This window comes from Singulisphaera acidiphila DSM 18658, from assembly GCF_000242455.2.
Lineage (GTDB): Bacteria > Planctomycetota > Planctomycetia > Isosphaerales > Isosphaeraceae > Singulisphaera > Singulisphaera acidiphila.
This window is the reverse complement of the sequence record NC_019892.1, coordinates 6,437,217-6,464,165: the sequence shown is the minus strand read 5'-3', so window position 1 is coordinate 6,464,165 and position 26,949 is coordinate 6,437,217. Positions and strand designations below refer to the sequence as shown.

Here is a 26,949-nt window from a genome sequence, read left to right as displayed (position 1 = left end):
GCCTGAACCGCTTCGTACCTCAGAAGTAGACCTGGCCGCGAACCCAGAACAGGTTCATGTCACGACTAAAGGTATTCTTCGCCTCATTGACCAGGACGGGTGACCCAAACATCGCGTGCTGCCAGGTCAGGTAGAACTTGACCCAGCGGTTCGGATACCAATTCATCCCCAGGTCGATCATGCCCGCGTCGTTGGACCAGAGGCGGCCCTCGGCCAGTCCTTCGGTGAAAAGGTTCTCTCCCAGGTTCAACTGACTGTAGCGAATGAACGGCTCGAAGGCACCAAGCCCCCATTCGCCGTGAAAAGGTTGGAACGGCCTGAGAGGTTGAACGACCGTGCGCCGCTCGATCTGCTCGCCGGTCAGAAAGTAGGAGAGGGTCGTGTGGAAGCCCCCCACCGGGATCTCAGGCTTGTTCCCCAGGCCAGGCCGGGTCATCTGAAACCGGCCGATGTTCCACTCCGACTCGAATGAGAGTCCGTGATAGTAGTAGGCCAGGTGAACGGCGGCGAATCGGCGGGCTCCCTGGTAGACCGTGCCCTTGTTGAAGGCGAGGAAAACGGCCGAGGCATCCTCGGCCGCTTCGTCATTATCGGAGGACTGCACGGAGGTCCTCATGGGGAGCGGAGTATCGTTGCGTGTGATCTCGCCGATCGAACCGGACGCGCCCACGTTCAGATGGTGCAGAGCGGGGAACTGTTCCGAGCCCAGGAACGGCCGGAAATTCAAGTAGCCGACCCCCTCGAGATTCGGGTTGTTGTCGGCCAGCCCGGTGAGGTGCCCGTTGAACACGCCGAGCGCCCAATCCAGCTTCCCCTCCCGGGCATGTCCCCAGCCCATCAAGCCGGCCTGACGCGAAAGGCCAAAGTTGAGGGGAAAGAGCGCACGCTCAGGCGCAATGAAGTATTGCTCGAGGTGGTCAAACCAGTCGTAGCTGTACGGGACAAGCTGGCGGCCGAACTTCACCTGAAACGCATCCGACGGGTGGAAGTTCACATTGCCGTCGAGGAGGTCCCACGAACCCTCAAGGCTGCGCTGGAGCGAGACTTCGTAGTCCCAAAGCTTGGTCAGCCGCCCCTCGAGGTAGAGACGAACCCGAGGGATATACAGGCCGCTTTTACCAAACGTGCGGTTATTGGGAGCGAAAACCTCGGCATCGGTCTGGTTGAGGACGTGAAACCGAAGGTCGAATTCCTCGTCTTCCGACGCGAGTTGGAACCCGTCGGCGAACCGAGCTTTCAGGGGAAGCTCGCGGACCGACAAGGCCTTCCCCAACTCGCCGGGCCGGCCAAGGTGCGAACGGCGGGCGGTCGCCTCGCCAGTCTCGGGTGGGACGTCCGCCTTGAGAGCGGGAGTGGCAGGAGGCTCGCCTAGCCGGCGCTGGAGTTCACGATAACGCTCTTCCAACACACGATACCGCTGGGCCGACTCGTCTCGGTCACGGTCGAGTCGCTCGAGCAGGCGGGCGTTGACCTCCTCAAGGCGTCGGAGTCGCTCCTCGACGGCGGGCGACGGGGAGACGGCCGCCTTGGGCGTGGGCTCTTGGGCACAGGCCGAGCTTTCTACCCAGTGCCCCCCTCCCAGAATGGTGAGCCAAAGACCAAAGGTGAGGCGATTCCGGCAGCGGGTGATCGTTTGACGCATCCGCAACCGTCGTCCTTGGAGACCGGGCGCATCATGCCCCAGACACAGATCCTTCTGTTGTCTCCCAATATCAGCATGTTGAAACGCTCTTCTTTACGAAAAACAAGAAAAATTCCGAGACCTCTCGCGAATCCGACGTCCTGAACCCACGTTACCAAACGTGAGAACCGTGTCTTCGGTGTATTTAACGGAGGAAACTCTCCGATCAAGGGCAAAGACGAAGCGGGCGAACCAAGGGCCCAGGCCGGTGTCTAATCGTCCGACCGACTTGCAGACTCGAGAGGTTGAGGAGCTTCGCGCCATCGTTCGTCGGGGTGAGTGGAGACCGAATTCATGCACACAAATCCAGGAGATCCCCGGATCAATCCGATGCGAATTCTTGTGACCGGTTCTTCGGGCTGGCTCGGTCGGACACTGGTACCTCGGCTGGAGCGGGACGGCCATGCCGTGATCGGTCTCGATCTGGCGCCAGCGAAAACCACCCGGGTGCTTGGTTCCGTCACCGATCCAGATTTGATTCGCAGGACAATCCGCTCCCACGGCGTCGAGGCGATCATCCATGCCGGGGCCCTGCACAAACCGAACATTGAGACCCACAGCACAACGGACTTCGTGGCCGTGAACATCCAGGGGACGCTCAACCTGCTCGAAGCCGCAGTCGCGCCGGGATCGACGGTCGACCGTTTCGTCTTCACCTCAACGACGTCGCTAATGATCTCGGGGGAGATTCGTGCCGGCGCTGCCTCCGGGGCAAAGCAGGCGGCTTGGATCACCGAGATGATGCAACCGCTCCGCCCCCGCAACATCTACGGGGTGACAAAGCTCGCGGCTGAGCATCTGTGCCGGATATTCCACGAGTCGCACCGATTGCCGGTGGTCATACTCCGAACGGCCCGGTTCTTCCCGGAAGAGGACGACATGGCGCATGCGATTCCGCAGTCGGACCCGAACACAAAGGTCAACGAGTTGCTCTTCCGGCGACTCACCGTCGAAGATGCCGCCGAAGCCCATGTGGCGGCCCTCGGAAACGCCCCGGAACTCGGCTTCGATCGATTCATCGTCTCGGCACCGACCCCATTCTCGCCGCAGGATTGCGCCGAACTCATCACCGACGCCCCCGCTGTCGTCGCGCGTTACTTCCCCCACTATCAAGACCTGTACACACGACTCGGCTGGAGCATGTTCCCGTCGATCGATCGCGTCTACGACGCCGAACACGCCACGCGACGCCTGGGCTTCACCTGCCGCACGGGATTCAAAGAGAAACTCGAAGAAATCGCCAGCGGAATGAGACAATAAAGTCGTCCCCTGGAAACAGCCTGAAACCTTAATTCTTAGCACCCCACACAACAGGAATGACATCAAATTCCACAAACATAAAAATCATCACCTATTGAATCTCTATTCTTACAACAATAGTCTCTTGGTATCCGATTTCCTTTTTTTCTGGGTCGCCGTGGTTTGCAACCACGGCGACCCAGTAACCCCTAAAAGAAATGCTGCGACCAACGGTTCAAGTCTCACCTTAACGCTCAGGCGGCTTAGCACCCGATCCTGCAATCCCAGAGGCGGCCCCCGTGCCTTCCGGGTCGGACAAACTCCAAATCAATGAAGCGGCTCCCAGTCCGCTCCCCAAGCCTTATACCACGCCCCAAGCCCCCCCAATTCCTTCCTGGCTCGCTCGTTGGGCTGGTGAATCGTCACCCTCCGAGGGACGACGAGGGCGGCAAGCTGCGCCACATCAAAGTCTTCGAGCAGTCCGAAGCAGAAGAGTTCGGGGGAAAGACGGTATTCCTGCTTGGTCTCGATCAACTCCTTGAGACTTCCCAGCGGAGCACGAAGCACGACGTCATCGATCGCGGCCTCTTCCAGAGCGGCGGCAACCAGGGCCATCACGCCAGTCCTCGGACCCGAGGCGGCCAGCGTCAATGGCTCTGCCGGGCGTTCGGCTTTTGCCCACCGGGCGATCGAGGCGACCTGGCCTGCCTGCAAACCCAAAGGGCGGTTGCCCACGGCGGAGAGCATGAGGGCGAACAGATAGTCGCGCTCGGCGATCTGCGATTCTCCGACAGAGAACGGGTCGACCGCCAGAACACGATAGCCTGCGCTCAACCATTTCTTCGCCTCATCCGCCGACGCCTTGCGGCCGTCATCGGCGAGCAGAACGACCGACTTGCTCGGCTCGCCCTTCGTCAGCTCAACGACCGGAACCGACCATTCACCGACCTCAATGCGCCAGGAGGTCACCTTGACCCCTTCCCCTTCCGCGCGCGTTGTTGCCCGTGCTTTCGTTTCATATTGCCGAGTGCGGACGAGATCGCGGAGCCGTTTTCGGCCCTCGTCTCGCCACGTGCGGGCCACGCCTTGAGCCTCGGTGATGGGAAGTTCAGCCCGGTTGGGGAGAGTTTTGCTCAGGCTGAGAGCCAAACTCTGCAGGCTCACATTGTCGACCGGCAGCTCCACGTCGAGGATCTCGGCCGACTTGACTTCCGTGTCGGAGGGAATCTCTTTCGCGCTGTAGGCGGCATCCCCCTTGAAGAAGGTCTCACCAACCATCCTGTAGAAGGCCTCACGATTATCGCGCAGGTAGTTGTGAGTGCCAGGGTCGGTGTTGACGTGCGATTGGAGTCTCGCCTCCTGGCCGTAGAGCCGGAAGACCGGGGCGGCGGCATTTAAGAGAGGGGGGAGTGCATGCCCTGCGGCGAAGCAGCAGTTGTCCGTGGCATTGAACGTAAGCAAGGTGGCGCGCGGGGCCATCATCGCTGTCATGTGCGCGTAGTCGGTCACGGTCGCCAGGTCGCAGGGGGTCTGTTCCGAGTCGCCCAGATCGGAGAAATGCTCGGTTCTCGTGAGGAAGCTCGAGTAGCCGGCCACCGGATTGGTCAAGGTGACTCGCTTGTCGAAAGCGCTGATGAAGATCGTCTGCCACCCCCCTCCCGACAGACCGGTGACGGCGACCCGTTCCGAGTCCGCATGAGCGAGCGAAAGCAAAAGGTCGAGGCCCCGGCTCATGGCCAGGTAGTGAGCCGCGATCCCCCCTGCCCCGCAAAGGTCGATGTGGTTGATCAGGTCGTGGCGATAGTTGCCGTCGCGAAACTGCCCCATTCCGAACCATTCGATGTTCAGGGCGAGCATCCCTCGCTTGGCCAAGTTAATGCAGCGGACCTGCTTGTAGTCGGCCGCCTTCCCCTTGAAGTCATGGCCGTTGACGTTGAGGACCACGGGGACCTTCCCCGTCAGAGATTCCGGCTCATAGAGTAAGCCGGGGATCCAGAGTCCCGGAAGAGCCTCATAACGAACCTTCTTGATCCGATAGCCGGGGCCGCCTTCAATCGTGTCGAGCCATTCCACCTTCCCTTTGGCCTTCCGCCAGGCTGCGGCCTCACCTCGGAAGATGACGTGCGCCAGGGCGTCCGACCTCATCCGCTCAGCTTCTTTTTCCCACTCCTCGACACTCTTGACCTCGTGCATTCGAGGAATCGCGGATTCGCATTCGCGGATCGTCTCGACAAGCGTCTGGCGCGGGCCGATGATCTCGCGAGCGAGCGATTTGGACACGAAATCATCATTTGTCGGTGGCTTCCGGTCGTCAGCCAAGACCTCAGCACCAAGCCGGCTCGCCATGAGCAGGCCCGCGAGCATGAGCGAGCCAAGTGATCGTGACATGATGTTTTCTCGAGGAGGGCGGGGTAGGAGCGGAGAGATGTCCCGGATTAGATCAGGGCCACATCCCCATCGCAAGGACTGTGAACCCAGCGCATGGGTTACCGCCTTGCCGCAACAATCCCGCCTTGGCGGTGCGAAGGAACCTGGCCGTGAATCCGAAATATCGGATGACAGATCAAGGAGCCCCTCAGGGGTCATTTTCAACGGTCGAGCAGGCAGATCGGTCGCCGGCCGGTCGCATGGAAAGGGTCGCCAAGCCCACGGGTCTACCTAACGAACAAGTCGCGGAGTTGTTCGATCTCGCTCAATCGGCTAAGCTTGGGTCAAGCCTGGATGATTCCGGCCGAGGCTCGAGTGCCAAGGGAAGGCCGGTGCGAGACGGGCGGGGAGATCCGCGTTCTATGTCAACGACCTGCCGTCGCTGGGTCGCCGCTCTCGCTTTTGCCGGTCTCCTGGTTCTCACGTCCCCCTTGGCCGTCTGGGCCCAAGAGGCTGGGGTGGCGGACGGAGCCGTTGCAGGCGAGGGGAGCGAGTCCTTTCTCTCCTGGATGATCCGAGCCTCGGGGCCGATCGGCCTCGTGATCATGATCATGTCGTTCTATATGATCGCCCTGATTGCCTGGATGGCAAAACAGTACCGCCGCCCGGTCGCTTTGCCAGACCGGCTCATTCGCGAAGTCGGTGAGCTGCTCACCCAGAAGCAGTACACTGAGGCCTATCAAAGGCTCGCCGGGGACACTTCGTTCCTGGCCCGCGTGCTCGCCGCCGGGGTTCGCAAGCTTCCCGCAGGGATGGCCCCTGCGCAGAAGGCCATGGAAATGGCCAACGACGATGTGACGATGGAGATGGAGCATCGCACCACGTACCTGGCGACCGTCGGGACGCTCGGGCCGATGATCGGCCTGGTCGGTACGGTCTACGGCATGATCATCAGCTTTCAGGTCATCGCCACGGCCGGGTCGTCGCCGCAAGCCAGCGCGCTGGCTGCGGGAATTTCGACGGCCCTGTTCGCGACGCTCGAAGGGATCGCGCTCTCAATCCCGGCCATCTACTTTTACGCCCTCTTTCGCAACCGGATCGCGCGACTCTCGCTCGAGGTGGCTCTGGCGGCCGACTCGTTGCTCGAGCAATTCTCGCCCGGCATCCGGGCTCCGCACCCGTTAGCCACCGCTGTCATGCCGGCCCCGCGCTCGGCATTACCCGTGGCGGAGAAGTGAGCCGCAGTCACAGTCGCACGAAATGATCGGCCTCTTTTTATCGTCCGCAAGTCTTGGTAGGGCAGAGCGCCGGCCGTTGACGCTTCGACCCCAAGGAGGCCCCCATGTCGTACAAGATCCGGCACCGAGGCGGGGACATGTTCAACCTGAACCTGACCCCGCTACTCGACGTGGTCCTCCAACTCATCACGTTCTTCATGATGTTGATTCACTTCGGAACCAAACTTGAGGGCGCGACCAAGTCGATCCGCCTGCCGGTCGCGCCGGCGGCGCTACCGGGGTCGGACCTCGGCATCGATCGACTCGTCGTCGGCCTGGACAGGAACGGCCAGTTGCTGGTTGAGGGAGAGCCCTTGGAGGGGAAGGCCAGCCAACGCTGGTGGGCCGATCAGGCCAAACGGCGCATCGAAGGGCGAGAGACGCTGGGGGGGCCTACCGAAGACCTGGCGACGAACGTCGTGATCCGGGCCGATAAGGATGCGAGTTACGGCATGGTGCGTCGGACCTTGGCCGAGGCCCAAGAACGCGGATTCGCCCACTTCAGCCTGGTCGTCCTCAGGAACAAGGAACGATGAGCACGCTTGCTGGGAGGAACCGCTCAAAGTCACGCCGGCCGCAACCACCGGAGGAGGTCGCCTTTCCGGTCACACCCATGCTCGACATGGCGTTCCAGCTCCTCGCCTTTTTCGTGCTCACATTCCAGGTCCCCTCGGCGGAGACCCACCTCGATCTTGACCTGCCCGCCTCACCCCTGGCCCTGCCCAGCGAGTCCAAGGGGAAAGGGCAAGCCCCCGCCTCGCGACGAGTCGACACCGACCTCGAAAATGACCTCTGGATCCGAGCGGAGGCCGACGACCTGGGCGACTTGAAGTCGCTCCGCCTCGGTGAAGCCGTCCAGCCCGACCTGACCACGCTTGGGGAACGACTCGGACGCTACGTCCAGATCATGGAGAACCGACCTTTGAGGGTCCGGCTCGTCGCCGACGACGCCCTGCGCTACGAGGAGGCTGCCCGTATCATCGCCGTCTGCAGCGCCTCCGGAGTAGCCACGGTTCGGCTCACCGACCCCGCCACCCAGCCCGCCCCCGCCTCACCCATGCCTCGGGGCGCTCCATGACACGCCCTATCGCTCAACGCCCCGGTCCAAGGCATTCGCGATGGCTTCGGTCGCCACAAGCCACAGGGCTCGTGACTTGCCTCCTTCTGGGCTCCGTACTCCCCTGGGCTCGGAGCGACGACTCGCCGCTCGCATTGACCGATCTCGCGGACTATCGCCGGGCCCTTGTGGCTCGCGACGGGGAACCTGCACCCGCTCTGATCCGTTTCCGGGAACTCTGGGACCATCCCACGAAGTATGCGGGGACGCGAATCCAGGTCGAAGGGCGAATCGTCCGTCGGTTCCGTCAGGGGGCCATCGGAACGTTTCCCCCGCTGGTTGAGGCGTGGGCCGTCACCCCCTCGGGCGACCCTTTCTGCTGGGTCTACCCCGCTCTGAAGGAGAACGCCCCCACGCCATCCCCCCCCGTTCAAGAGAACGTCCGGTTTGTCGGAACGTATTTGAAACGGATTCGCTACCAAGGCGCCGACGTGGAGCGTCTGGCCCCCTTGATCGTCGGACCTCATCCCCCAACCTCGCCCCACCGAACGGCGCGACCGCCAGTCGTGCGATCCGGCAACACCGTCAACGACTGGCTTCTCGGACTCACCGTCGCGGTGGTCGCGATCGCCATCATCGCGTGGCAGCACCTCAGGAAGCCCATTTCTCGGGTGTCGAGCCGGGAGTGGGGGGCCGATCCCGTGTTTGATTCGCCCCCGCCAGAGAATCCCGTTCAAGACGGCTCGAACGACGAGAGATGAGCCGGCTCCGCCCCTTCGGCGACGGCAAGCGTCGTCTCGCCGAGGTTCTCTTCATCCTCATCCTGAGGTTGCAACTCAACCGGGCTGACGGAACGCCGGCCGAAGACGAACCAGCGAGCCATCGTGAAGCTGATCCCGGTCGCCGCGACAATCCCGACCAGGGCCGCCGCAAGCCGGTGGCGGTTGAAGAAAGAGAACTGCCTCGGGAGGATCAGGCGCAACGAGAAGCTCAAGGCAACGCCGAGAGCATTGCTCAAGACGTAGCCGAAGAACTGATGGAAGAGCGAGCCATGCCGGGCATAGCTGAAGGTCAGCCGACGGTTGAGCGAAAAGTTCCAGATCAATGCCAGCGCGATGGAACAGGCTCCGGCCATTGCAAGGGCTAGCGATCCCCCGACCACCGGCGCGGTCATTGCCGCCAGGTTCGTTCGGGAGAAAAGCCACTGGAACAAGGCGTAACACGACAGGTCGACGACCATGCCCGATGCGCCCACAACACAAAATTGGATCAGGCGCGAGATGTTTCCAAACTTATGATCGCCCAATCGCTTGAGGTGCCGAATGTCATCAATCTGCACTCTCCGGCGCGTCGTACCCCGGCCTCGGCCCACCGCCAAGTCCTGGCGCTGGCCTCCAGCCCGAGCGAGCAATTCGAGCGTGAAGCAGGAGCCAAGCGGCTCCAACTCGGCCGATCGAGCCAGGTCACGGGTGATTGCCAACAGCCCCGAGAACGGGTCCGTCGACCCCAGGACCCGCCGAGCCGCCAGGCCGGCCCAAGCAGCGACGCGACCAGGCCGAACCTCAGATCCGCGTGAGGCGTTTCGGCTCGCAACGACCAGGTCGGCATCGTGCCGTTCGATCGGCTCGATCACCCCGGTCAGATCCTCAAGCGTGTAGCCTCGATCATGATCGAGGACGACGAGGACGTCACCCTTGGCGCGGCGAAGTCCGGCCACCGAAGCCGAGGCCAGCCCAGGCTCCGACGCCACCAACGAGCGCCACCAGGAACCGGCCACGAGCGGAAGATGGGGCGACCTTGGGTCGGCAATTCCGAGGACATCCACGGTGTGTCCCGCACCCTCGAGACACTTGCGGAATTTCTCGATCGCTTCGGCGGTCAGCAAAGAGCCGGGGGCCAGGGGCAGAATCAGACTGACACTCGCCATAGAATCTCAAAACTCCGTTTGTGATTCAAACACGCCGACGCTTCTTGGCGGGCCGAAAAAAGAAATCGGAGATTGCCGGGGGATGTCGCCCACTGACATGCGAATGGAACCGAGGAGCCGTCAATGCCTCATGCGAAGACGCTCCCTCGGTGTGAGGGAGTCGTTAGAATCGTAATTTAACAACGTTTCGAAGGCAATCCAAGTTCAGGACGGCCGACCGAGATCTTCCGACCGGGGATAAATCTTGTGCTTGGGCATCGACCGGAGGATTTGCTCGCGTCCCCAGGTCGTCACCTGGCGAAACGTGTCGGAACGAATGAAGTCGAGGAACGCTTGCTGATCAGTCCACTCGCTCAGAATTGCGAACGAATTGGGATCATCGAAACGTTGATACAAGAAGCTCGACTTGTGCCCCTCAATCGTCTTCATGAGCTCGATGACTTCTTGAAACTTGGCGGTAAAGAGCGTCGTCTTCTCGGGGATGACGTCGTAATACATGCCCACGGTGACCATTAGCGCAGACTCCAAGCGATCGTTCAAACGAAGGAACGTGTCAATCCAAGGCACGATAACGCAATCTAATGCGTCAGGATTCTTCTTCGGAAGGGAGGTCGAAGCTCCGCTCGATCCAACCGCCCCCCAACACCAGTTCGTCCTGGTAGACCGTCACCACTTGCCCTGGGGTGATGGCCAGTTGCGGCGTCTCGAAAACCACCCGGGCGCGATCGCCGGGCAGCGGCTCAACCATCGCAGGGACGGCCGTATGATGCGCCCGGATCTGCGCCAGACAGGGGGTGGGTCCTTGGGGAACCTCGGCTTGCCAGTTGAACCGGGTCGCGATCAGCGCCTGCTTCTCGAGCGACTCGCGACGCCCCACGGTTACAGTCTTCGAGGTCGGCTCAATCTGGACGACGTATCGCGGTGATCCGACAGCCACCCCAAGTCCTCGCCGCTGACCGATCGTGAACGCCTCGATACCGGCATGCCGGGCGAGTTCGTTCCCCTCCTCGTCCACAATGGCACCCGACGTGTCGAGGCCCGGCCGTCGGGCGCGCACGAACTCGAGATAGTCATCCTGCGGGACGAAGCAGATCTCCTGGCTGTCCGGCTTGTCGTGAACGGGCAGCCCCAACTCGCGAGCAATCGATCGGACTTCGGACTTGGGATACTCACCGATGGGCAGCAAGACGTTCGCGAGCAGCTCCCGGCGCAGTCCGAAGAGGACGTAGGACTGGTCCTTCGTCCCGTCGATGCCGCGTGCCACACGCAACGAGCCATCAGGCGCGGCCTTGATCCGAGCATAATGCCCGGTGGCCACGAAATCGGCACCGACCTGTTTGCCGTAAGACCAGAGCTTGCCGAACTTGAGCCAGATGTTGCACATCACGCAGGGGTTAGGCGTTCGCCCTGCGACGTACTCGTCCGCAAACTGGTCCATGATTCGCTTGAAGTCGGGCTCGAAGTCGAGCGAATAGAACGGGATATCGAGCCGGTCGGCCACGTTCCGCGCATCGACGGCGTCCGTCGCGCTACAGCAGGTCTTGGAGCGACGTTCCTCATCCTCGGTATGGGCGCCCGTGCGCATGAAGAGGCCAATGACCTCATGCCCCTGCTCCTTGAGCAGGTGCGCGGCCACTGAGCTATCCACTCCTCCGCTCATCGCCAGAACAACACGACTACCCATGCAAACCCAAACTCCCAAGACCGGAACCGTGCAACCTACCCCGACTATCGTAATCTAGAGCGAGAGTCAGCGACAATGGTTCGTGCCGCGATCGGACGAGTCCGTGTACTCACCCTTAGCTTAGCTCTGGCTGGATCGGGATTCTTTCTCGACGATTCCGCTGATCCCGAATCGGCGGCCGAGTTCCGCCTCAACGGCTGGCCACGGGACGTCGTGCCGGCCTAGCAACACCAAGGCATGGAAGATGAGGTCGGCCGCCTCGCGGACCAGGTGATCGCGTCCTCCATCGCCAGGTTCGGCGGCAGCCGCGACAACTTCGGCAGCCTCCTCGGCAATCTTGCCGAGGATCTTGGGGTCCCCTGCCTGAAGGAGCGAGACCACATAAGACCGGTCAGCAGGGGGACGCGCCTTACGCTCGGCGATCACGGCCATCAGGTTGGACACGACGGACGATTCGGACATGGCTCAGGCTCGGGATCCAACGCGACGGTTCCAGGTCGATCCAAGCCAACGCAAGCCCGGACGTCCGCCTGAAGCAAAAAAGATCGACTGCCCCTCCAGAATACCGTCGAGGGGGATGCGATGAACATCGCATTCGACCTCAAGGAGCGGCTGCCGAAGTCGCCCCCGGCCCCCCTGGCTCCCGCTCAAGAGCCGCTTGCCCGGCGGGTAACCCGTCTGTCAAGATGAAGGGCGATCGTGCGTCAGGCCAGAGGGGACCACACTCCATGATGCGTTTTGCTGCTTCCATCGCCGCCTCGACGATCGTCCTGGGGATCCTCTCCGCGCCAGCCGCCGAGCCCTTGGCAGCCTCCGGCGGGTACGTCGCCCAAAAGCTTCCGCTCCCGAACGACGTCTTGCCGAGTTGCATGGCGGTGCGCGGCGACGGATCGCTGGTGGTCGGCTCGATGGACGGCAACGTCCTGGTCGCGACCGACTCCGACGACGACGGCCGGCTCGACCGTTACACCCGGTGGGCCGGCACTTTGCCGCACTGGCCTCTCGGCTTAAAAGCAGACGGAGACGACTTGCTGATCGCCACTCGCAGCGCCTTCCTCCGACTCTCGGACCGCGACCGCGATGGCTGGGCCGAACGCTGGCTGACCCTCTCCGACGACTGGGACGTCACCAAAGACCACCACGACTGGACGACCGGGATCGCGCGCTGGCCAGCAGGAGGTTGGATCATCTGCCCCGTCACCGATGATGTCCGGGAACGCCCCCTCAAGGGACGTCACTACCTCCGTGGTAAAGCGGTCAACGTCAAACCCGACGGTAAGGTCACCATCGTGGCCGACGGCCTTCGCTATCCCACGGGCTGGGCCACCCGACCTCGCGATGGCCAGGTCTTCTTCACGGACAACCAGGGGCAGCAGAAAACAACCTGCGAGATCGATCAACTCGTCCCCGGCGGTTGGTACGGCTACGCCAGCCAGGCCGACTCGCCCACCGGGTCGGGTCGACCCGTCGTCCCCCCCGCCGTTCGGATCCCGTACCCGTGGGCCCGCTCAGTCAACGGACTCGAATTCGCCGACACCGGCGGCAAGTTCGGCCCGCTCGAAGGACAGCTCATCCTCTGCGAATACAACAATCGATTCATCCTTCGCGCCAGCCTCGAAGAAGTTGACGGCCAGACCCAGGGGGCTTGCTACCCCTTCCTCGAGAACCTGCTCGGCCCAATCTGCGTAGCCTTCTCCCCGCGCGGCGAACTTTATGTCGGCAGCCTGCGCGAACCTGCCTGGGGCGGCGAACCCGAGCAAGGGGCCGTCTTCCGGGTCACCGATTCGGGCAAGCGATCGTTCGGCATCCAGGAAGTGAAAGCCGCTCCCGACGGCTTCACACTCACCTATTTCACCGCTCCGGCCGATCCCAGAGCAGCAATCGACCCCAGCCGCTACCTGGTCAGACGTTATCACCACATCTTCCAAGGCGCTTACCATTCTCCGCCCGTCGACGAAGAAACCCTGCACGTCGCCTCGGCCAAATTCGGATCCGATGGCCGAACCGTGCGGCTGAGTCTCAAGGAACCGCTCATCCCCGACCGAATCTACGAAGTCCGAACCACGTTGCCTGACGCCAACCCCGGCACCAGCCACTACACGATGAATCGCGTCCCTCGGGATTGATTTGTCCTCGATTCGGTTTGTCGAGAACGGCCGGACGTCCTATGGGATTCTTTGTTCCTCCGCATTTCTTTTTGAGTTGGCCGCTTTGAGGAAACCAATGCCGAGTCCTGGCGATATCGAAATGGAGTTCGGAGTCACGATCCCAGGGCAGATCCTCCCCGAGTCGGAATGGGCACGGACGGCCATCAAGCGGTTGCCCCCGCCGGGGCCGCTCGACTGGGCCGCGATCTTTGGCCGCTCCGCGCCAACCATTCTGGAACTGGGCTGCGGTAACGGTCGCTTTACGCTCCTGAGTGCCTTGGCCCGTCCGGAAGCCAATCACATCGCCTCCGATATCCTTCCCGTGGTGATCCGCTATGCAACCCGCCGCGCCAATCAGCGCGGGCTGCACAACGTTCGGTTCGCGGTCAGAGACGCCCAAACATTTATGTCTTCGTATGTGGGCGAGGCCAGTCTCGCCGAGGTCCATCTCTATCATCCTCAGCCCTACCACAACCCGCGGCAAGCGCACCTACGGCTGGTGACCCCCCGGTTTCTGGCCGACGTTCACCGTGGCCTTCAGCCTGGGGGCTTGTTCGTCATCCAAACCGACAACCCTGACTATTGGGCCTACTTCGAGAAGGTCATCCCCGTCTTCTTCGACTTCAAGGAACAGGTGGATCCTTGGCCCGACGCTCCGGCAGGCCGCTCACGGCGCGAGATCCTGGCCCGAGGCCGGGGCCTGCGCATTTTCCGAGGCACGGGCCTCCGTCGCGACGACATCACGCGAGACACCGCTCTCGCCCTCGCCGAGACCTTACCCGCCCCCAGGTTCAAAAGCCGTGGCCCCTGGTGCGACCTCGACGCCTGGGAAGAAGGGCGGCCGTCGTAAACGAAGGCCCCTGCTCGCTCGGCCAGATTGCAGGTCCAGCGGCCCGCCGTTTGGAATTCCTCCCGACTCTTAGAAGAGGGGGCACAGCCCGCCAGATTTCGCCGAGGATGAAGGGGAGCCTACTCACGTCATCCCGACATCAGAGCGATGCAATATCTCGGCCGAGAGAAAACGAAATCGTCTCCGTCTCGACGGCCCCCCGAGGTTGAGCCAAAAGATCAAGCACATTTTCGGCTTAAGCGTTTCCCGCATTCTTGACACTTGCCGGCAACAGCCCACTCACCGACGGTGGACTGCGATGATCTCATGAAGTAGAGCCGACGACGATGACACATGGGGCAACGCGTGAGAAAACGGGAACTCAAACTCAATATCAAGCAGGAAAACTGAATAACGAAGAGACACAGCGTCCGCAAATGACGAAAGTCTCCGGCGACGAAACCACTAACACACGTTCTCAAAAAGAAGGGGAACCCGACGATATAGTAAAGGCCCACAGCCGTTGATATGAGAAGAGTGGGCAGGAGACTGAGAAAGACGATGGTTTTCAGTCGCGCGGAACCAGGCTTCATCGTCGATAACAGGATGATCGTAAGCAGGGCAGGGAGGCCGATGAGCTCAAAGGCCACCATCGCAACGATGAACTCGATCCGGTCGTCCTTGCGGATCATCGCCAACGGGGCCATGGCCAATCCCACAACCGCGGTGAGAATCATCAACTGGCTGATGGTAAAGCGAAGCGGGAGCGAGAACTTTGAGCGCCTCACTGAAGGGCTCCCCTTCGCAACCGTTGACGAAGAATACGCAGCGGTTTCCGAGTCAGATCGAACGTTCCGAAAGGATTCAATCGGCCCTGGGTTGGGGGCACTCACTGACTCGGTTCCTCGGACTCAGGCTCGTCGGCCACGTTCTCCAGCCAGGCGTTCAGCTCCTCGGGGGCAATCTCTTCGCTAGGGTGCTCGCGATGAAAGGACGCCCGCGCGAGGGGGGAGAGCGACCGGCGCAGGCCGGTCATCCAGCGGTAGAACGAAACGATGAACATCAAGCCAACCGCCACGGCCATCCAAATGGCGGGAGAGGGAGCCCCCCCTGCACCGCCAACGGCGACAGGCTCGGACCAGCCGATCCGGCCGACCAGGACCGGCGAGACATAGAAGCCGAGATCCTTGCCCGACTGGTACTTCATCAACTTGAAGAAGTAGCCGTTGAAGACGATGCGTTCCGAAAGGTTATCGCCGACCGGAAATCCCTTGGGGGGATCCTCGAACACGCAGACGTAAAAGTTGCGTTGGCTATCGGGCGTGACCATCCAGGCTTCGTAGAGCCTTCCGGTGCGGCTGAGCTTACTCTCGTAGGTCATCACCCGAAGCACGGTGCCAAGGATCTGGATCGGCACTCCGCGATAATCTTGCGGGTGCTCCCAGATCTGAATCGAGAGCACATCACGCCGGCTGCGCTTGGCGAGCTCGGCGGGACTCAGCGAATCAACCTGGGTCAAGAGCTTCTTGTACGCCGCCATGTCGCGAAGTTGGATCTCGGTCTTATCACGGACCGTCTCGAACTCGGGCGACTTGTCGGGGACGATCGGCGTCAGCGGCACCCTGGCCACCGGCCCCGCCTCGGGGGGGTTCTGCTTGAAATAAATGTATTTCCACAACAGGACCATGCCCCCGATCAGAATGACCAGGAGCAGGAGGAGCCGCGGCAGTTCCGATCCTCGGAAGAGCGAGTGGGGTTTGCTCACGGCGAAGTCCTGAACGTCGAAAGTAAAAAGAGAGAGCCAGACTCAACGACAAGAATGCCCCGGATGTCACGGGGCTGTACCCAACCCGTGACAAACCGCGGTCTTTACACGGCCCCCAGATCATCCGACATCTTTGAAACAAGCTTGCATCGATAAGACGCTACGGGGCCGCCTGCTCCTCGGGCGAGAGTTCGGCGAAGCTGAGCTTCGGCTCTTTTTTCGCCTCGTTGAAAGCCCGAGAGAATACGTCGATGACCTGCATCAGTGCAGCGTATTTCAGGTCAGGGTCGACCTTGATCATGGTCTGATCGAACGGGAGCGTCGGATCCCGAAAGATCTCGTCGAGCTGCTGCTTGAGCTCGTCCATCCCCCCTTGGATGTCGTTCTCGCCCAGGGTGATCCGGCCGAGGTTCCCCCCTTCGCCGGCGCGGAGAGTCGTCGGGAGGGTTCGCAGGGCGGCCGGTACATCGGGGTTGGCCTGCGCCGTATCGGGACTCTGGGCGTTGATGTCGGTCGCCGGGGCGGCGGGCATGATGTTCATGACGAACTGGCCCTCCGCCGGCATGGGCTGATACGTCAGGATGAAGAAGGTCAGGAGCTGGAACGCCATGTCGAGCATGGGCGTGACCGGAATTTCCAGGCTCTGTTCCGACTTCTTGCGACGGCCTTGATTTCGACTCAAGGGAATCCCCTCGGAAACGAACCTCGTGCCTTGAAAGGCCAAGCGGCATCAACCGGCGTTCATCGCCTTGAGGGCGAACTTCCGAAACCCGTTGGCTTGGCATTCCGTGATGAGACGATAGAGCGACGAGAAATCCGTATCACGGTCGGCCCTGAGAATGATCGTGGTCGGCAGGTCCTTCGTCGCATTGAGCTTGATGCCGGCCGATTCCAGGTTCATTTTTACCAGCTTGGCCTGGTGCTTGATTTCCTCAATCGCCTTCTGCTGCGAGAGGACCACACCGGTCATGATCAGGTGCCCTTGCCGGTCGACGTTCAGCACGAGCCGGTCTTCGTTGACCGCTTGCGCGCTATCGTCGAGCGGTTGGGCCGAGCCCGCGATCGGCAGGCGAACGCGCTGATCGTAGTTTTGATCGCCGAAGTTGATCACGAGCATGAAGAACGTGATCAACTGGAACACGACGTCGAGCAACGGCGTCAGATTCGGCTCGGCGGACATCTCGGAACTCATCGGCTTCGCCCTCCGCCTTCGATGGGTGTCAGCCTGACTTGGCCTGCTTGGCCGCCTGAACGAGCGATGCGATCGTCCGGTCGGCGACCCGGGTCGCTTCCATCGTGATCACGGCGATTCGGTTGCGGAACAACGAGAAGAAGAAGATCGCCGGAACGGCCAGGGCGACACCTTCCAAGGTAATGAACAAGGCGGTGGAAATCCCTTCCGCCACCTTCTCCGGCTTGGGCTGAGAACCGGCCGCGGTGGCGATTTCCTGGAAGCTCATGATCATACCCCAGATCGTCCCCACCAGCCCGATCATCGGACCAAGCTGGCCGATGATTGCCAGGTAGCTGATCTTCGCCTCCATGCCGATGACGATCTCATCGCTCACCTGGTTCATCGCCTCTTTGGCCTCGGGCCGACCGTTGGGCAGGTTGGCCACTCCGGTCCTGACCAGACGGGCGAGAAACGAATCATTATCCTTGCAGGCGTCGTAGAGTTCCTGGAACTTCTTTTCCCGGATGGCCACTTCCATCTTATCGACCAAGGCGGGAGGCACCGCCTCGGTCACACGCATTTCCATGAACAGGCGGATCACCACAGCCGTGAAATAGACCGAGAGGCAAAGCAGGAAGACCCCGATCGGTCCCGAAGCTTCGAGCGCCCACCGCAGCAACGACTTGTTTTTCGGTGCAGCGGTCTCACCCGAACTCGCCGGAGCCGCAGCGCTCGCTACGGCCGGTGCGGGAGCCGGCGCCTCTTCCTTCACTGCGGGAGCCGCCTCTTTCGCGGCTTCCTGAGCCGCCACGGGGGGGGCTGGAGCAAGCGAAAGGAGAAATAAAGAGCCCAGGACGAACAGAGCCCATGTCCAGGCCCGTCCATTGCACACGCTGGTTGACCGGGGCAACGTCGGCATCGCCAGTCTCTCCCTCATCGTAGTGATCCAGCCGAGATGGTCGGGGCGATCCCCTTTTGATCGAAAGATCGCTCTCCGGTCGCAACCCCCTCGAAAGGTTCTCTCGAGGGAACGGAGCCGTCACGACCTTCAGAAAGGAGGGGGCGGGGTCGTGTCAACACCTACTTTGGGAATCGTGCTTCCAGATGCATCCACTATCCGATGCAGGCGTGCCCCTGTCAACTCTGCCAGGCTGTATTTCCCTTGAGCCTTCAGAACACATCAACACACACCGAATCGCGACCTGATCACCAGATCGAGAAACGTCCCGTCCGGGCCATTTGAGTCTTGATCGAGCTCGGGATCATTCCACTCTATCTCGAGGAGTCATCCCGTGAAAAGCCAGGCGTGAAACCTATTCCGAAAGTGGAACGTCGCACACCGGTCTCTCGAAGCTTCCCAAGGCTTACGGGTTGCTCTGGTGGGGAGAAGTGGAAAAAATAAGGGAGAGTCACGAGACAGATCGGGACGGACGGACTGGTCGTACCGGTCGCATCCGGCGTCTGGAGCGCGGGTGAGGGAATCGCCGATGCACAACCTCGGATCTCTGGTTTGTCTTCTCCTGGCCCTTGCGGACCCTCCGCCGAGCGATCCCCCAGCCGGTTCCCCGCTCGAGGTCGTGGCCGCGCTGGAGTCGGCCTTGGCCGACGCGATCGCCAAGGCGGAACCCTCGGTGGTCGCGATTGCGCGCGACAAAGGCGAGGATGATACGACAACGGCCGTGAAGGGCCGGACCAAAAACGGCGAGGGGGCGGCGGGCCTGCTGGAAGGGGCAGACCAGGCCCTGCTCTTGAGGGGCCGGATCGATGTGATGCCCAATGATGTGTTCGGACCGGATCAAATCTCGTTCGACTTCGGATCGGGAGTCGTCATCGGCGATCGTGGTGAGATCCTGACCGCCTTTCACGTGGTCCGAGGCGCCAAGCGGCTTCACGTTCGCGCCATGGGCAAGCAGAGCTTCGATGCCGAGATCATCGCGGCCGACCCCCGCAGCGACCTCGCGGTCATCGTCCCCAAGACGGGAACGGGGATCACGCCCCCCCGACTCACGCCCCTGCCCCTCGGCGACGCGACCAAGCTCCGCAAAGGGTCGTTCCTGCTCGCCCTGGGCAATCCATTCAATGCGGCCGGCCAGGATGGACGCCCCTCCGCGACCTGGGGGATTTTATCGAATGTCGCACGGCGACTGGAAGTGACCCAGGAGGAACCCCGGTCCTTGAAGAACTATCCCACCTTGCTTCAGCTCGACGCCAAACTCAACCTGGGCATGAGCGGCGGAGCGGTCATCAACCTCAAAGGGGAGTTGGTCGGACTCACCACCAATAGCGCCAACGCCGCAGGCTTCGACGCCCAAGCAGGCTACGCGATCCCGATGGATGCACGGGGACGGCGCGCCGTGGAGACGCTCAAGCAGGGTAAAGAGGTGGAATACGGATTTCTTGGCGTCGCCTTGGATACGGAGCACCTCACAAATCTCGTGGTCTCCGCACAGGCGGGGACCCCGGCCGCCGAGGGCGAGGTGCACGCCAATGACGCCATCCTTTCCGTCGGTGACATTCCCATCCAGGACGTGGACAGTCTCTTCCTGGCGATTAACCACTTCACACCGGGTTCGAGCGTCATCCTCAAACTCTTGCGCGGCGATGCCACGCTCGAGCGAACCGTCTTGCTCGCCAAAGCCCCTGTCGACGGCGAAGTCATCGCCACCAATCGCCCCGCCCCTTGGCGTGGAATTCGTGTCGACTATACGAGCACGATGCCTCAGACCAATTTCGGCGTGGGGGTTCTCGATGCCATGGCCCGAGGCGGGGTGATGATCGCGGAGGTCGATCCCAACTCGCCCGGCGAGAAGGCGGGCCTCAAAAAAGGGCAGGTGATCAAGTCAGTCGGCGGCCGAAACATTCGCAGTCCACGCGAATTCATGAAGGCCGTCGCCAACCTCTCCGGACCCGTGAAACTGGACACCGACCACGGGCCGTTCAGCGTGAACTAGGGAGGATTCTGCGGGCAAAACAGGGCCACATCGCGATCAGAGCGATTTCCATCTGATGAGACGCGTCGCGACCGCCCTCCCCCAGCCTTCCGGAAATCGTTTCAGACGCGTCGATTGTGCGATCTCCAAGGCTCACGTTTCATCGATCTCCTCCGGTCTGCTATGATTTCTCCTCATTACGGACCGGAACGAACCCAGAAGTGTCTTCGTCGCCGTCGTCGACGGCCGCCGAGCGTTCTCTTGACGACCCTCTAGCCACCAGCCCCTGGCCACAGACGACATGACCACAGACGAACTCCGCGACGCCTATCTCGATTTCTTCGTTTCCAAGGGATGCGTTCGCCGGCCCAGCGACGTGCTCGTTCCCAACGACTCGACCGTCCTGTTCACGCCGGCCGGAATGAATCAGTTCAAGCGGGAGTTCATGGGCCTGGGCGACCCTGCCTTCACCCGCGCCACCACCTGCCAGAAGTGCCTGCGGACCGGAGATATCGACAACGTCGGTAAGACGGCGTTCCACGAAACCTTCTTCGAGATGATGGGCAACTTCAGCTTCGGCGACTACTTCAAGCGCGAGGCAATCCACTGGGCCTGGGAATTCTTGATCCAAGTCCTCAAGCTTGACCCCGAGCGGCTGACGATCACGGTCTACCTCGATGACGACGAGGCGTATGACATCTGGCGCAAGGAGGTCAAGGTTCCGGCCAACCGGATCTCCCGCCTGGGCGAAGACGACAACTTCTGGCCGGCTGGCGCGCCGACGCACGGCCCGAACGGCGTCTGCGGTCCCTGTTCCGAGATTTTCTACCACGGCAACGGACCGAAAGAAGTCGAGATCTGGAACCTGGTCTTTACCCAGTTCAACCGGATCGGTCCCGGCGAACTCGAACCCCTGCCCAAGAAGAACATCGACACCGGCATGGGCCTGGAACGTGCGGCCGCTTGCCTCCAGGGCGTGCCCACCGTCTTCGCCACCGACATTTTCAAGCCGATCGTCGCCGCCGTCGCCCAGCAACTCGGAGTCGACTACGTCGCCGACGGGCCGAACGGGACGCGAATCCGCCGCATGGCCGATCACGCCCGTGCCTTGACCTTCTGCATCCATGAGAATGTGAAGCCTTCGAACGAGAAACAGGGATCAGTCCTCCGCCGCCTTCTGAGAAGGGCCGTGATCGACGCCTACCAGATGGGCCAGCGCGAACCCTTCTTGCACGAGTTGCCGACCGTAGTGGCCGAGGTGATGGGACGCCCCTACCCCGAGTTGAAGGAAAGCGTTCCCCGAATCCGGAACGTGATCCGTGAGGAAGAGGATCAATTCCTCCGCACCCTCGACAACGGCCTCAAACGGCTCGACGACCTGTTCCGAAAGACCAAGGCCGCAGGTTCCGACACGATCGGGGGCAAGGAGGTCTTCGACCTCCACCAGACCTACGGCATCTGGGTCGATATCACCGAGAGTTTGGCGACCGAGCACAACCTGCGAATCGACCGTGCCGGGTTCGACAAGTCGATGGAAGCGCATGGGGAAATCTCGCGCCCGATGAAGGGGGCCGCGGCCGTCTTCGCCACCGGCCCGCTCGATACGCTCAAGTCGTCGTATCATCATGGCAGCGAGTTCCTCGGCTACACCACCACCGAGGCCGACGGCAAGGTCATCGGGATCGTCGAGCAAGGGAAGCTGGCCGAGTCGGCCTCCGCTTCGTCCGACGGGGCCCCGCTGGTCGTCCTGGTTCTTGACCGTACGCCCTTCTACGGCGAGAGCGGCGGCCAGGTCGGCGATGTCGGCGAGATCAAGGGGGAGCATTTCCGCTTCCGTGTCACCGACACGAAGAAGGACAACGACTTCACCCTCCACATCGGCCAGGTGATCGAGGGGACGGTCACGCTCGAGGAAACAGTCCAGGCCCGGGTCGATCCCGAGCGCCGCGAGGCGATTCGCCGGGCCCACTCGGCGACCCACGTCCTGCACCACGCCCTGCACATTCATCTGGGTAAGCACGCCCAGCAGGCCGGGAGCAAAGTCGAGCCCGACCGCCTGCGGTTCGACTTCGCCAACCCCGAGGCCGTCGGCCGCGAACGGCTCCGTGCCATCGAAGAGACGGTCAACGAGCGGATCCTCCGGGCCGAGCCGATCACCTGGACCACGATGCCGATCAGCGAGGCCAAGTCGTTGGGCGCCATGGCCCTCTTCGGCGAGAAGTACCCGGAGGTTGTTCGCGTCGTTCAGATGGGGGAATTCTCCCGGGAGCTGTGCGGCGGCACCCACCTCGATAACGTCGCTCAGGCCGGCCTGTTCAAACTCATCGGCGAAGAATCGGTCGCGGCCGGCACCCGCCGGATCACCGCCCTCACGGGCAAGGCCGCGCTGGAGTATGTGCGTCAGGAGGAAGACCTGCTGGCCGATGTCGCATCGACCCTGAAGGTCCCCGCCAACCTCGTGGGTGAGCGTGTCTCCGCGCTCCTCGAAGAGATCAAGACCCTCAAAAAGCAGGCCTCGCAACGACGGACCGAAACGGCTCCGCGCGTCTCGGCCGACGACCTGTTGGCCGCCGCTTCGGTGCTGGGCGACGTGAAGGTCATCGCCCAGCTCGTGGATGGCTCCTCGCCGGACGAACTCCGGCAGTTGATCGACGTGCTCCGTCGCAAGGCGGAGACCGGCCTGGCCGTGCTCCTGCTCACGGTCGCCGACGGCAAGGTCAGCCTGGCCGCCGGCTTGACCCCCGACCTGATCACCCGCGGCTTGCACGCCGGCCTCTGGCTGAAAGACGTGGCCCCCGTTGTCGGCGGCGGAGGAGGCGGTCGGCCCGACCTAGCCCAAGCCGGCGGGAAAAACCCCGAGCAAGTCCCCGCAGCGCTCGAGAAGGCCCTCGAGTCCATCAAGGCAAAGCTCGGAAGTTGACGACGACGGTCGCCTCTATCGGAATTCCAGGAGAGGCGAGCAGAGAGCCTACGCTCACCGCTCGCTTCTCCTGGAATTCCTCCTCCCAACGCTCCGCAAGTCTCACCTCATCCCTCACGCTCCTCGCTTTCCGCTCGCCTCGACCAGTTCGACCAGCCGGGACTCAACACGGAGGACTTGCTCCCGAATCGTCAATTCGGCCCGCTCGATCCGAACGTCGGCCCAAAGGACCGCGGCGAGGATCAGGAAGGCGAGTCCCGTGGTCAACATCGGCAGGCTGGCCGCTTCTCGCCCGAGGCTGAAGGAGACCAGGGACAGGGCCACCACTGCGGTCAGGGTAAATCCAAATGCCAGATGCGCCGCCAGGGTCCGCTGGGGGATAAAGTTCCCCCCGCCCCGGGTGAGCACCCAGGTGGCCAACAAAGACCAACCGAGTCCGAAGCACGCGAAGAGGGCCAGGAGGCTCCTCACCGCCACCGGCGTCTTCGCCGGCTCCGTGAGGGCTAATGACCCACAAACCAGGCAGCCGATCAGGCCTGACACGCCCACGGCCATGAACTGAATACGTCGCGACTTGCTCAAGTGAGTCTCCAATTGGGAATGAAGCTCGGCTCCATAACGATCTTTGACGGCAGAGGCGGGCGAGTCGAAACCCAGCAGTCGCTCACCCATTGCATCGTTGGGCTCAGTCATGATGATCTCCTTCTGGCTCGAGAATTTCGCGGAGGGTTTTCTTGGCCTTGAAAAGACGAGACTTGACCGTGCCCGGTGGAATGCCAAGCACTTCAGCCACCTCGTCGATGCTCAGGTCCTGGAGAAAGAACAGTGTGAGGACCTCACGATCGACCCGCGGGATCTGGGCGAGACCGTGATAGACGAGCTCCGCGTCATCGAAGGAACCGGGTTCGGCTTCCTTCGATGACGCGAGACGCTCGGCTGAGTCGAGAATTCGATCGCGGGCGTATTCCTCGCGATGGTGGCTCATCACCGTGTTGCGGGTGACGGCATAGAGCCAGACCGGCAGGCGTCGCGGATCGCGCAAGGAGCGGATCCCCCGGAGGACCTGAAGCCAGACCTCCTGAAGAATCTGCCATGCGTCCTCTTCGTTCCCGACGAGCCGCCTGACGTAGAAGAAAAGTTTCCGCTCCCACTGGCGGACCAAGTCCTCAAAGGCAGCGTGATCTCCCCGTTGGCAGCGGAGAACGAGGAGCTCGAGGTCATGAATCTGGCGTGTTGTGGGCAATGCCAATCTCCCCCTGGCCTGGTCACAAATCTCTAGTCGGGAGACCCGCCAGTTCGGTTCATTGCGAGGAGGGCTATTTACTGCGAACCCAGAGTCGAGTAACTTAAACCCCTGTTCGCTCGCCACCGTCGGTCCTGACGGCAAACGCGACAGCTTCTGGTTCTTGGAGGGGTGGATTTAACGATTCCCCGTCTGGAACCCCGGTCGCACAGGACAACGTGGGCGAGCCGCTTGACATCCACGATCGATTGGGCGACCCTACGATTCGGCCTTGACGTGCGCAAAAGCGCCGATAAGATAGTCGTTTCGCACCAAGTTAGGGCGCTTTTCGAGCTCGACGTCTGTTAGGTAGCCCACGTTCATGAATTGTTATCAGGCGAAGGCGGGTGAGCTTACAAAGAGCTGGTACGTGATCGACGCGACCGATTTGGTCGTGGGCCGACTCGCCGCGCAAATTGCGCCGATCTTGATGGGCAAGCACCGCCCGACGTACACGCCCCACATCGACACCGGCGACTTTGTCATCGTCACTAACGTTGACAAGGTGGTTTTCACCGGCAAGAAGTGGCAGCAGAAGTCCTATCAGCGCTACTCGGGACATCCCGGCGGTCAGAAGGACGAGGTCGCGTGGAAGTTGCTCCAGCGCCGGCCCGAGCGAATTCTGCAACTCGCCGTTCAGCGGATGATGCCCAAGAACAAAATTGGCCGCCACATGCTCGGGAAGCTCAAGCTTTACGCCGGCTCCCAGCACCCGCACCAGGCGCAGGCTCCGCTACCCCTGGATGGCATTTTCGGCCGTCCGGCTCCTGCGGGTGGTCTGTTCGTGCCCAAGGCCATCCCTCAGGCCCCTCGAGTCAAAGTCGAGGCCTCGAAGGTTGAGGACACGCCGGCAACGGCAACGGCCACGGCAACTGCCGAGCAGGTTTCCACGGCATCGGACACGGCTCCGGCTGCTGAGTGAACCGAGACGTAATCGCGGCTTCTGAACAGGGATTGAATCAACGATCGGCTCGTGGAGCCTCTCGACGGATTGAGCGAGGGGTTCCAGACGCCATGAGAGGACCGAAATAGCGATGGCCACTGCGGCACAACCCTTCATCTGGGGCACCGGCCGACGCAAGACGGCGGTGGCCCGCGTCCGGATCCGTGAAGGGACCGGCAAGTTCCTGGTGAACGACCTTGAGGTCGACGCCTACTTCGTTCTGGAAGTCCAGCGGAACGACGTCCGCGCCCCCCTCATCCGCACCGAGATGTCGGACCGGATCGACGTTTTCGTCAACGTCAAGGGCAGTGGCAAGCATGGCCAGGCAGGCGCGGTGGTTCTCGGTCTCGCCCGTGCTCTCAAAGAGCACCGTAGCGACCTCGAACCCATCCTCCGCGACCATGGCTTCTTGACCCGCGACGCCCGTATGGTCGAGCGTAAGAAGTATGGCCATAAGAAGGCCCGTAAGAGCTTCCAGTTCTCCAAGCGTTAATTGCAAAGGCTTGGGAGCGATTGGTTTCGACAAAGACCAGCCCGAGACCAAGGTAACAAACCTTGGTCTCGGGCTGGTCTTTTCTGCTTGCCGGATACGGAACTCGGTCATCATTTGCAGAATGGCAAGCTGCAATGACTGTTCTTGGAAATCACCAGGGTGATCGGAGCACGCTCTAGCTTCCGAATTGTTCGCGGAACTGGACGAGGTTCTCGCGGCGGCCGAGGATGACGATCTTGTCGTCGACGCCAAACGGTTCGTCGCCCGTGGGAGGGAACTCGACGCGGCCATCGGCCCGCTTGATCGCGATGACGATGACACCGGTGCGGCGGCCGATATCAGCGTCTCTGAGTGTCATCCGGTGGAGTGTACTCCCCGCCTTGATCGGCAGGTCGTCCATCTCGATGGCCAGGTGGGAGTTCTGAGTCACCAGCTCGGCGAACTCGACGACGGAAGGATTGGTCAGGAGCGAGACGATCCGCCTCGCCCCGATGGCGGACGGTAAAACCACGTGGTCCGCTCCTGCCTGACGAAGCTTCTTGAGCGTCGTCGGCTGCTCAGCGCGGGCCACGATCACGACGTTGGGTGCCATCTGGCGAGCGGTCAGTGTGATGAAGACGGTCTCGGCGTCGGACGGTAAGGCCGTCACCAGGGTCTTGGCCCGCAGCAGGCCCGCCTCGGCGAGTACCTGCTCCTCCGTGGCGTCTCCCTGGACGTAGAGGAGGCCGTGCCGCTCAATGTCGGCGATTCGTTCGTCGGAGGGCTCGATGACCACGAGAGAAAGGCCAGCCGCAACGAGATCGTCGGCGACGAGCATACCGACCCGACCGAAACCTGCGACGATCGTGTGCCCGCAAAGCTGCTCGATCTGACGTCGCATGCGCTGGTATCCCAGGAGGGTTCGGATCTCTCCTTCCGCCAGGAACTGGACGAAGCCGGCCAGCATGTAGGCAACCGCGACCGACCCCAGCGCGATGATGATCATCGTGTGGACCCGCGCGGCAGTCGTGATCACCGGATGGACCTCGCCGTATCCCACCGTCGACATAGTGATGACGACCATGTAGACGGCGTCGAACAGGGTCCAGCCGTTCGCGACGTAGCCGATCACACCAAAAATCATCACCAACAGGACGCCGACAATGCCCTGGAACATTCGCCGGACCGAACCACGCTGCCAGAAGGTCGGGATCTCACGAGTCGCGGGTTTGGAAATGGCCATGCGCAGCTCGGC

The 26,949-nt window shown here is 61.9% G+C and carries 24 protein-coding genes and 1 pseudogene; 11 read left to right on the top strand and 14 right to left on the bottom strand.

All coding sequences use genetic code 11. From position 1 onward, the window contains the following. Positions 1 to 19 precede the first annotated feature (19 nt). On the bottom strand, positions 20 to 1,642 hold the full coding sequence (locus tag SINAC_RS25365) for an OprO/OprP family phosphate-selective porin (protein ID WP_015248423.1): 1,623 nt from the start codon (positions 1,640 to 1,642) through the stop codon (positions 20 to 22). 333 nt (positions 1,643 to 1,975) lie between these two features. Here SINAC_RS25365 and SINAC_RS25360 point away from each other — a divergent pair, with 333 nt between their 5' ends. Beyond that, positions 1,976 to 2,941: an NAD-dependent epimerase/dehydratase family protein gene (locus SINAC_RS25360; RefSeq protein WP_015248422.1), complete on the top strand. Its 966-nt coding sequence runs from the start codon at positions 1,976 to 1,978 to the stop codon at positions 2,939 to 2,941. Between the two features lie 306 nt (positions 2,942 to 3,247). Here SINAC_RS25360 and SINAC_RS25355 read toward each other — a convergent pair whose 3' ends face one another. Further along, complete coding sequence (locus SINAC_RS25355) at positions 3,248 to 5,308, bottom strand: alpha/beta hydrolase family protein (protein WP_015248421.1); 2,061 nt, start codon at positions 5,306 to 5,308, stop codon at positions 3,248 to 3,250. 401 nt (positions 5,309 to 5,709) lie between these two features. Between SINAC_RS25355 and SINAC_RS25350 the strand changes: the two genes are divergently transcribed. From SINAC_RS25350 to SINAC_RS25335, 4 genes are all read left to right on the top strand, one after another. Next, positions 5,710 to 6,525: a MotA/TolQ/ExbB proton channel family protein gene (locus SINAC_RS25350; RefSeq protein ID WP_015248420.1), complete on the top strand. Its 816-nt coding sequence runs from the start codon at positions 5,710 to 5,712 to the stop codon at positions 6,523 to 6,525. 104 nt (positions 6,526 to 6,629) lie between these two features. Beyond that, positions 6,630 to 7,100: an ExbD/TolR family protein gene (locus SINAC_RS25345; RefSeq protein WP_015248419.1), complete on the top strand. Its 471-nt coding sequence runs from the start codon at positions 6,630 to 6,632 to the stop codon at positions 7,098 to 7,100. Next, a complete protein-coding gene (locus SINAC_RS25340; RefSeq protein WP_015248418.1) occupies positions 7,097 to 7,642 on the top strand; it encodes an ExbD/TolR family protein in 546 nt (181 codons plus the stop codon). The genes SINAC_RS25345 and SINAC_RS25340 overlap by 4 nt, the downstream gene beginning before the upstream one ends. A gap of 71 nt (positions 7,643 to 7,713) precedes the next feature. Then, positions 7,714 to 8,382, top strand: coding sequence for a hypothetical protein (locus SINAC_RS25335; RefSeq protein ID WP_020466772.1), 669 nt, complete (start codon positions 7,714 to 7,716; stop codon positions 8,380 to 8,382). On the opposite strand, the gene SINAC_RS25330 is transcribed toward SINAC_RS25335, so the two are convergent. The 4 genes from SINAC_RS25330 to SINAC_RS25315 all read right to left on the bottom strand — a co-directional run bounded on the left by SINAC_RS25330 (position 8,355) and on the right by SINAC_RS25315 (position 11,694). Continuing rightward, positions 8,355 to 9,548 carry a GtrA family protein gene (locus SINAC_RS25330; protein ID WP_015248416.1) on the bottom strand — a complete coding sequence of 398 codons (1,194 nt, stop codon included), beginning with the start codon at positions 9,546 to 9,548 and terminating at the stop codon, positions 8,355 to 8,357. The two genes, SINAC_RS25335 and SINAC_RS25330, sit on opposite strands and share 28 nt — an antisense overlap. A gap of 204 nt (positions 9,549 to 9,752) precedes the next feature. Continuing rightward, positions 9,753 to 10,061 carry an antibiotic biosynthesis monooxygenase family protein gene (locus SINAC_RS25325; protein WP_015248415.1) on the bottom strand — a complete coding sequence of 103 codons (309 nt, stop codon included), beginning with the start codon at positions 10,059 to 10,061 and terminating at the stop codon, positions 9,753 to 9,755. A 73-nt stretch (positions 10,062 to 10,134) separates the two neighbouring features. Then, the gene (gene mnmA, locus SINAC_RS25320; protein WP_015248414.1) at positions 10,135 to 11,232 is read right to left on the bottom strand and encodes a tRNA 2-thiouridine(34) synthase MnmA; all 1,098 of its coding nucleotides are present in this window, start codon (positions 11,230 to 11,232) and stop codon (positions 10,135 to 10,137) included. 120 nt (positions 11,233 to 11,352) lie between these two features. Continuing rightward, a complete protein-coding gene (locus SINAC_RS25315) occupies positions 11,353 to 11,694 on the bottom strand; it encodes a phosphoribosyl-ATP diphosphatase (protein WP_015248413.1) in 342 nt (113 codons plus the stop codon). 266 nt (positions 11,695 to 11,960) lie between these two features. Between SINAC_RS25315 and SINAC_RS25310 the strand changes: the two genes are divergently transcribed. Further along, complete coding sequence (locus SINAC_RS25310; RefSeq protein ID WP_015248411.1) at positions 11,961 to 13,358, top strand: DUF7133 domain-containing protein; 1,398 nt, start codon at positions 11,961 to 11,963, stop codon at positions 13,356 to 13,358. 97 nt (positions 13,359 to 13,455) lie between these two features. Further along, positions 13,456 to 14,229: a tRNA (guanine(46)-N(7))-methyltransferase TrmB gene (gene trmB, locus SINAC_RS25305; protein WP_015248410.1), complete on the top strand. Its 774-nt coding sequence runs from the start codon at positions 13,456 to 13,458 to the stop codon at positions 14,227 to 14,229. 218 nt (positions 14,230 to 14,447) lie between these two features. Here trmB and SINAC_RS25300 read toward each other — a convergent pair whose 3' ends face one another. The 5 genes from SINAC_RS25300 to SINAC_RS25280 form a co-directional block, all read right to left on the bottom strand. Then, complete coding sequence (locus SINAC_RS25300; RefSeq protein ID WP_015248409.1) at positions 14,448 to 14,996, bottom strand: hypothetical protein; 549 nt, start codon at positions 14,994 to 14,996, stop codon at positions 14,448 to 14,450. Positions 14,997 to 15,097: 101 nt separating this feature from the next. Further along, the gene (locus SINAC_RS25295) at positions 15,098 to 15,973 is read right to left on the bottom strand and encodes a hypothetical protein (protein WP_015248408.1); all 876 of its coding nucleotides are present in this window, start codon (positions 15,971 to 15,973) and stop codon (positions 15,098 to 15,100) included. A 160-nt stretch (positions 15,974 to 16,133) separates the two neighbouring features. Beyond that, entirely contained in the window at positions 16,134 to 16,655 is a 522-nt protein-coding gene (locus tag SINAC_RS25290) for an ExbD/TolR family protein (RefSeq protein ID WP_015248407.1), read from the bottom strand. A gap of 48 nt (positions 16,656 to 16,703) precedes the next feature. Next, complete coding sequence (locus tag SINAC_RS25285; protein WP_015248406.1) at positions 16,704 to 17,165, bottom strand: ExbD/TolR family protein; 462 nt, start codon at positions 17,163 to 17,165, stop codon at positions 16,704 to 16,706. Positions 17,166 to 17,193: 28 nt separating this feature from the next. Beyond that, positions 17,194 to 18,066, bottom strand: coding sequence for a MotA/TolQ/ExbB proton channel family protein (locus tag SINAC_RS25280; RefSeq protein ID WP_015248405.1), 873 nt, complete (start codon positions 18,064 to 18,066; stop codon positions 17,194 to 17,196). 568 nt (positions 18,067 to 18,634) lie between these two features. Between SINAC_RS25280 and SINAC_RS25275 the strand changes: the two genes are divergently transcribed. Beyond that, positions 18,635 to 20,098 (top strand): trypsin-like peptidase domain-containing protein, encoded by a 1,464-nt coding sequence (locus SINAC_RS25275; protein ID WP_015248404.1) that lies wholly within the window; start codon positions 18,635 to 18,637, stop codon positions 20,096 to 20,098. 280 nt (positions 20,099 to 20,378) lie between these two features. Further along, positions 20,379 to 22,997, top strand: coding sequence for an alanine--tRNA ligase (gene alaS, locus SINAC_RS25270; protein WP_015248403.1), 2,619 nt, complete (start codon positions 20,379 to 20,381; stop codon positions 22,995 to 22,997). Positions 22,998 to 23,111: 114 nt separating this feature from the next. On the opposite strand, the gene SINAC_RS25265 is transcribed toward alaS, so the two are convergent. Then, complete coding sequence (locus tag SINAC_RS25265) at positions 23,112 to 23,690, bottom strand: hypothetical protein (RefSeq protein ID WP_015248402.1); 579 nt, start codon at positions 23,688 to 23,690, stop codon at positions 23,112 to 23,114. Further along, positions 23,683 to 24,240: an RNA polymerase sigma factor gene (locus SINAC_RS25260; protein ID WP_020466769.1), complete on the bottom strand. Its 558-nt coding sequence runs from the start codon at positions 24,238 to 24,240 to the stop codon at positions 23,683 to 23,685. Before SINAC_RS25260 ends, SINAC_RS25265 begins: the two co-directional genes overlap by 8 nt. Before the next feature lie 361 nt (positions 24,241 to 24,601). Here SINAC_RS25260 and rplM point away from each other — a divergent pair. Together rplM and rpsI are read left to right on the top strand one after the other, a co-directional pair. Further along, positions 24,602 to 25,024, top strand: a pseudogene (rplM, locus tag SINAC_RS25255) (50S ribosomal protein L13); the annotation flags it as partial. Between the two features lie 289 nt (positions 25,025 to 25,313). After that, positions 25,314 to 25,715 carry a 30S ribosomal protein S9 gene (rpsI, locus tag SINAC_RS25250; protein ID WP_015248399.1) on the top strand — a complete coding sequence of 134 codons (402 nt, stop codon included), beginning with the start codon at positions 25,314 to 25,316 and terminating at the stop codon, positions 25,713 to 25,715. A 175-nt stretch (positions 25,716 to 25,890) separates the two neighbouring features. On the opposite strand, the gene SINAC_RS25245 is transcribed toward rpsI, so the two are convergent. After that, positions 25,891 to 26,937, bottom strand: a complete 1,047-nt coding sequence (locus SINAC_RS25245) for a potassium channel family protein (RefSeq protein ID WP_015248398.1) — start codon at positions 26,935 to 26,937, stop codon at positions 25,891 to 25,893. Positions 26,938 to 26,949: the final 12 nt, after the last annotated feature.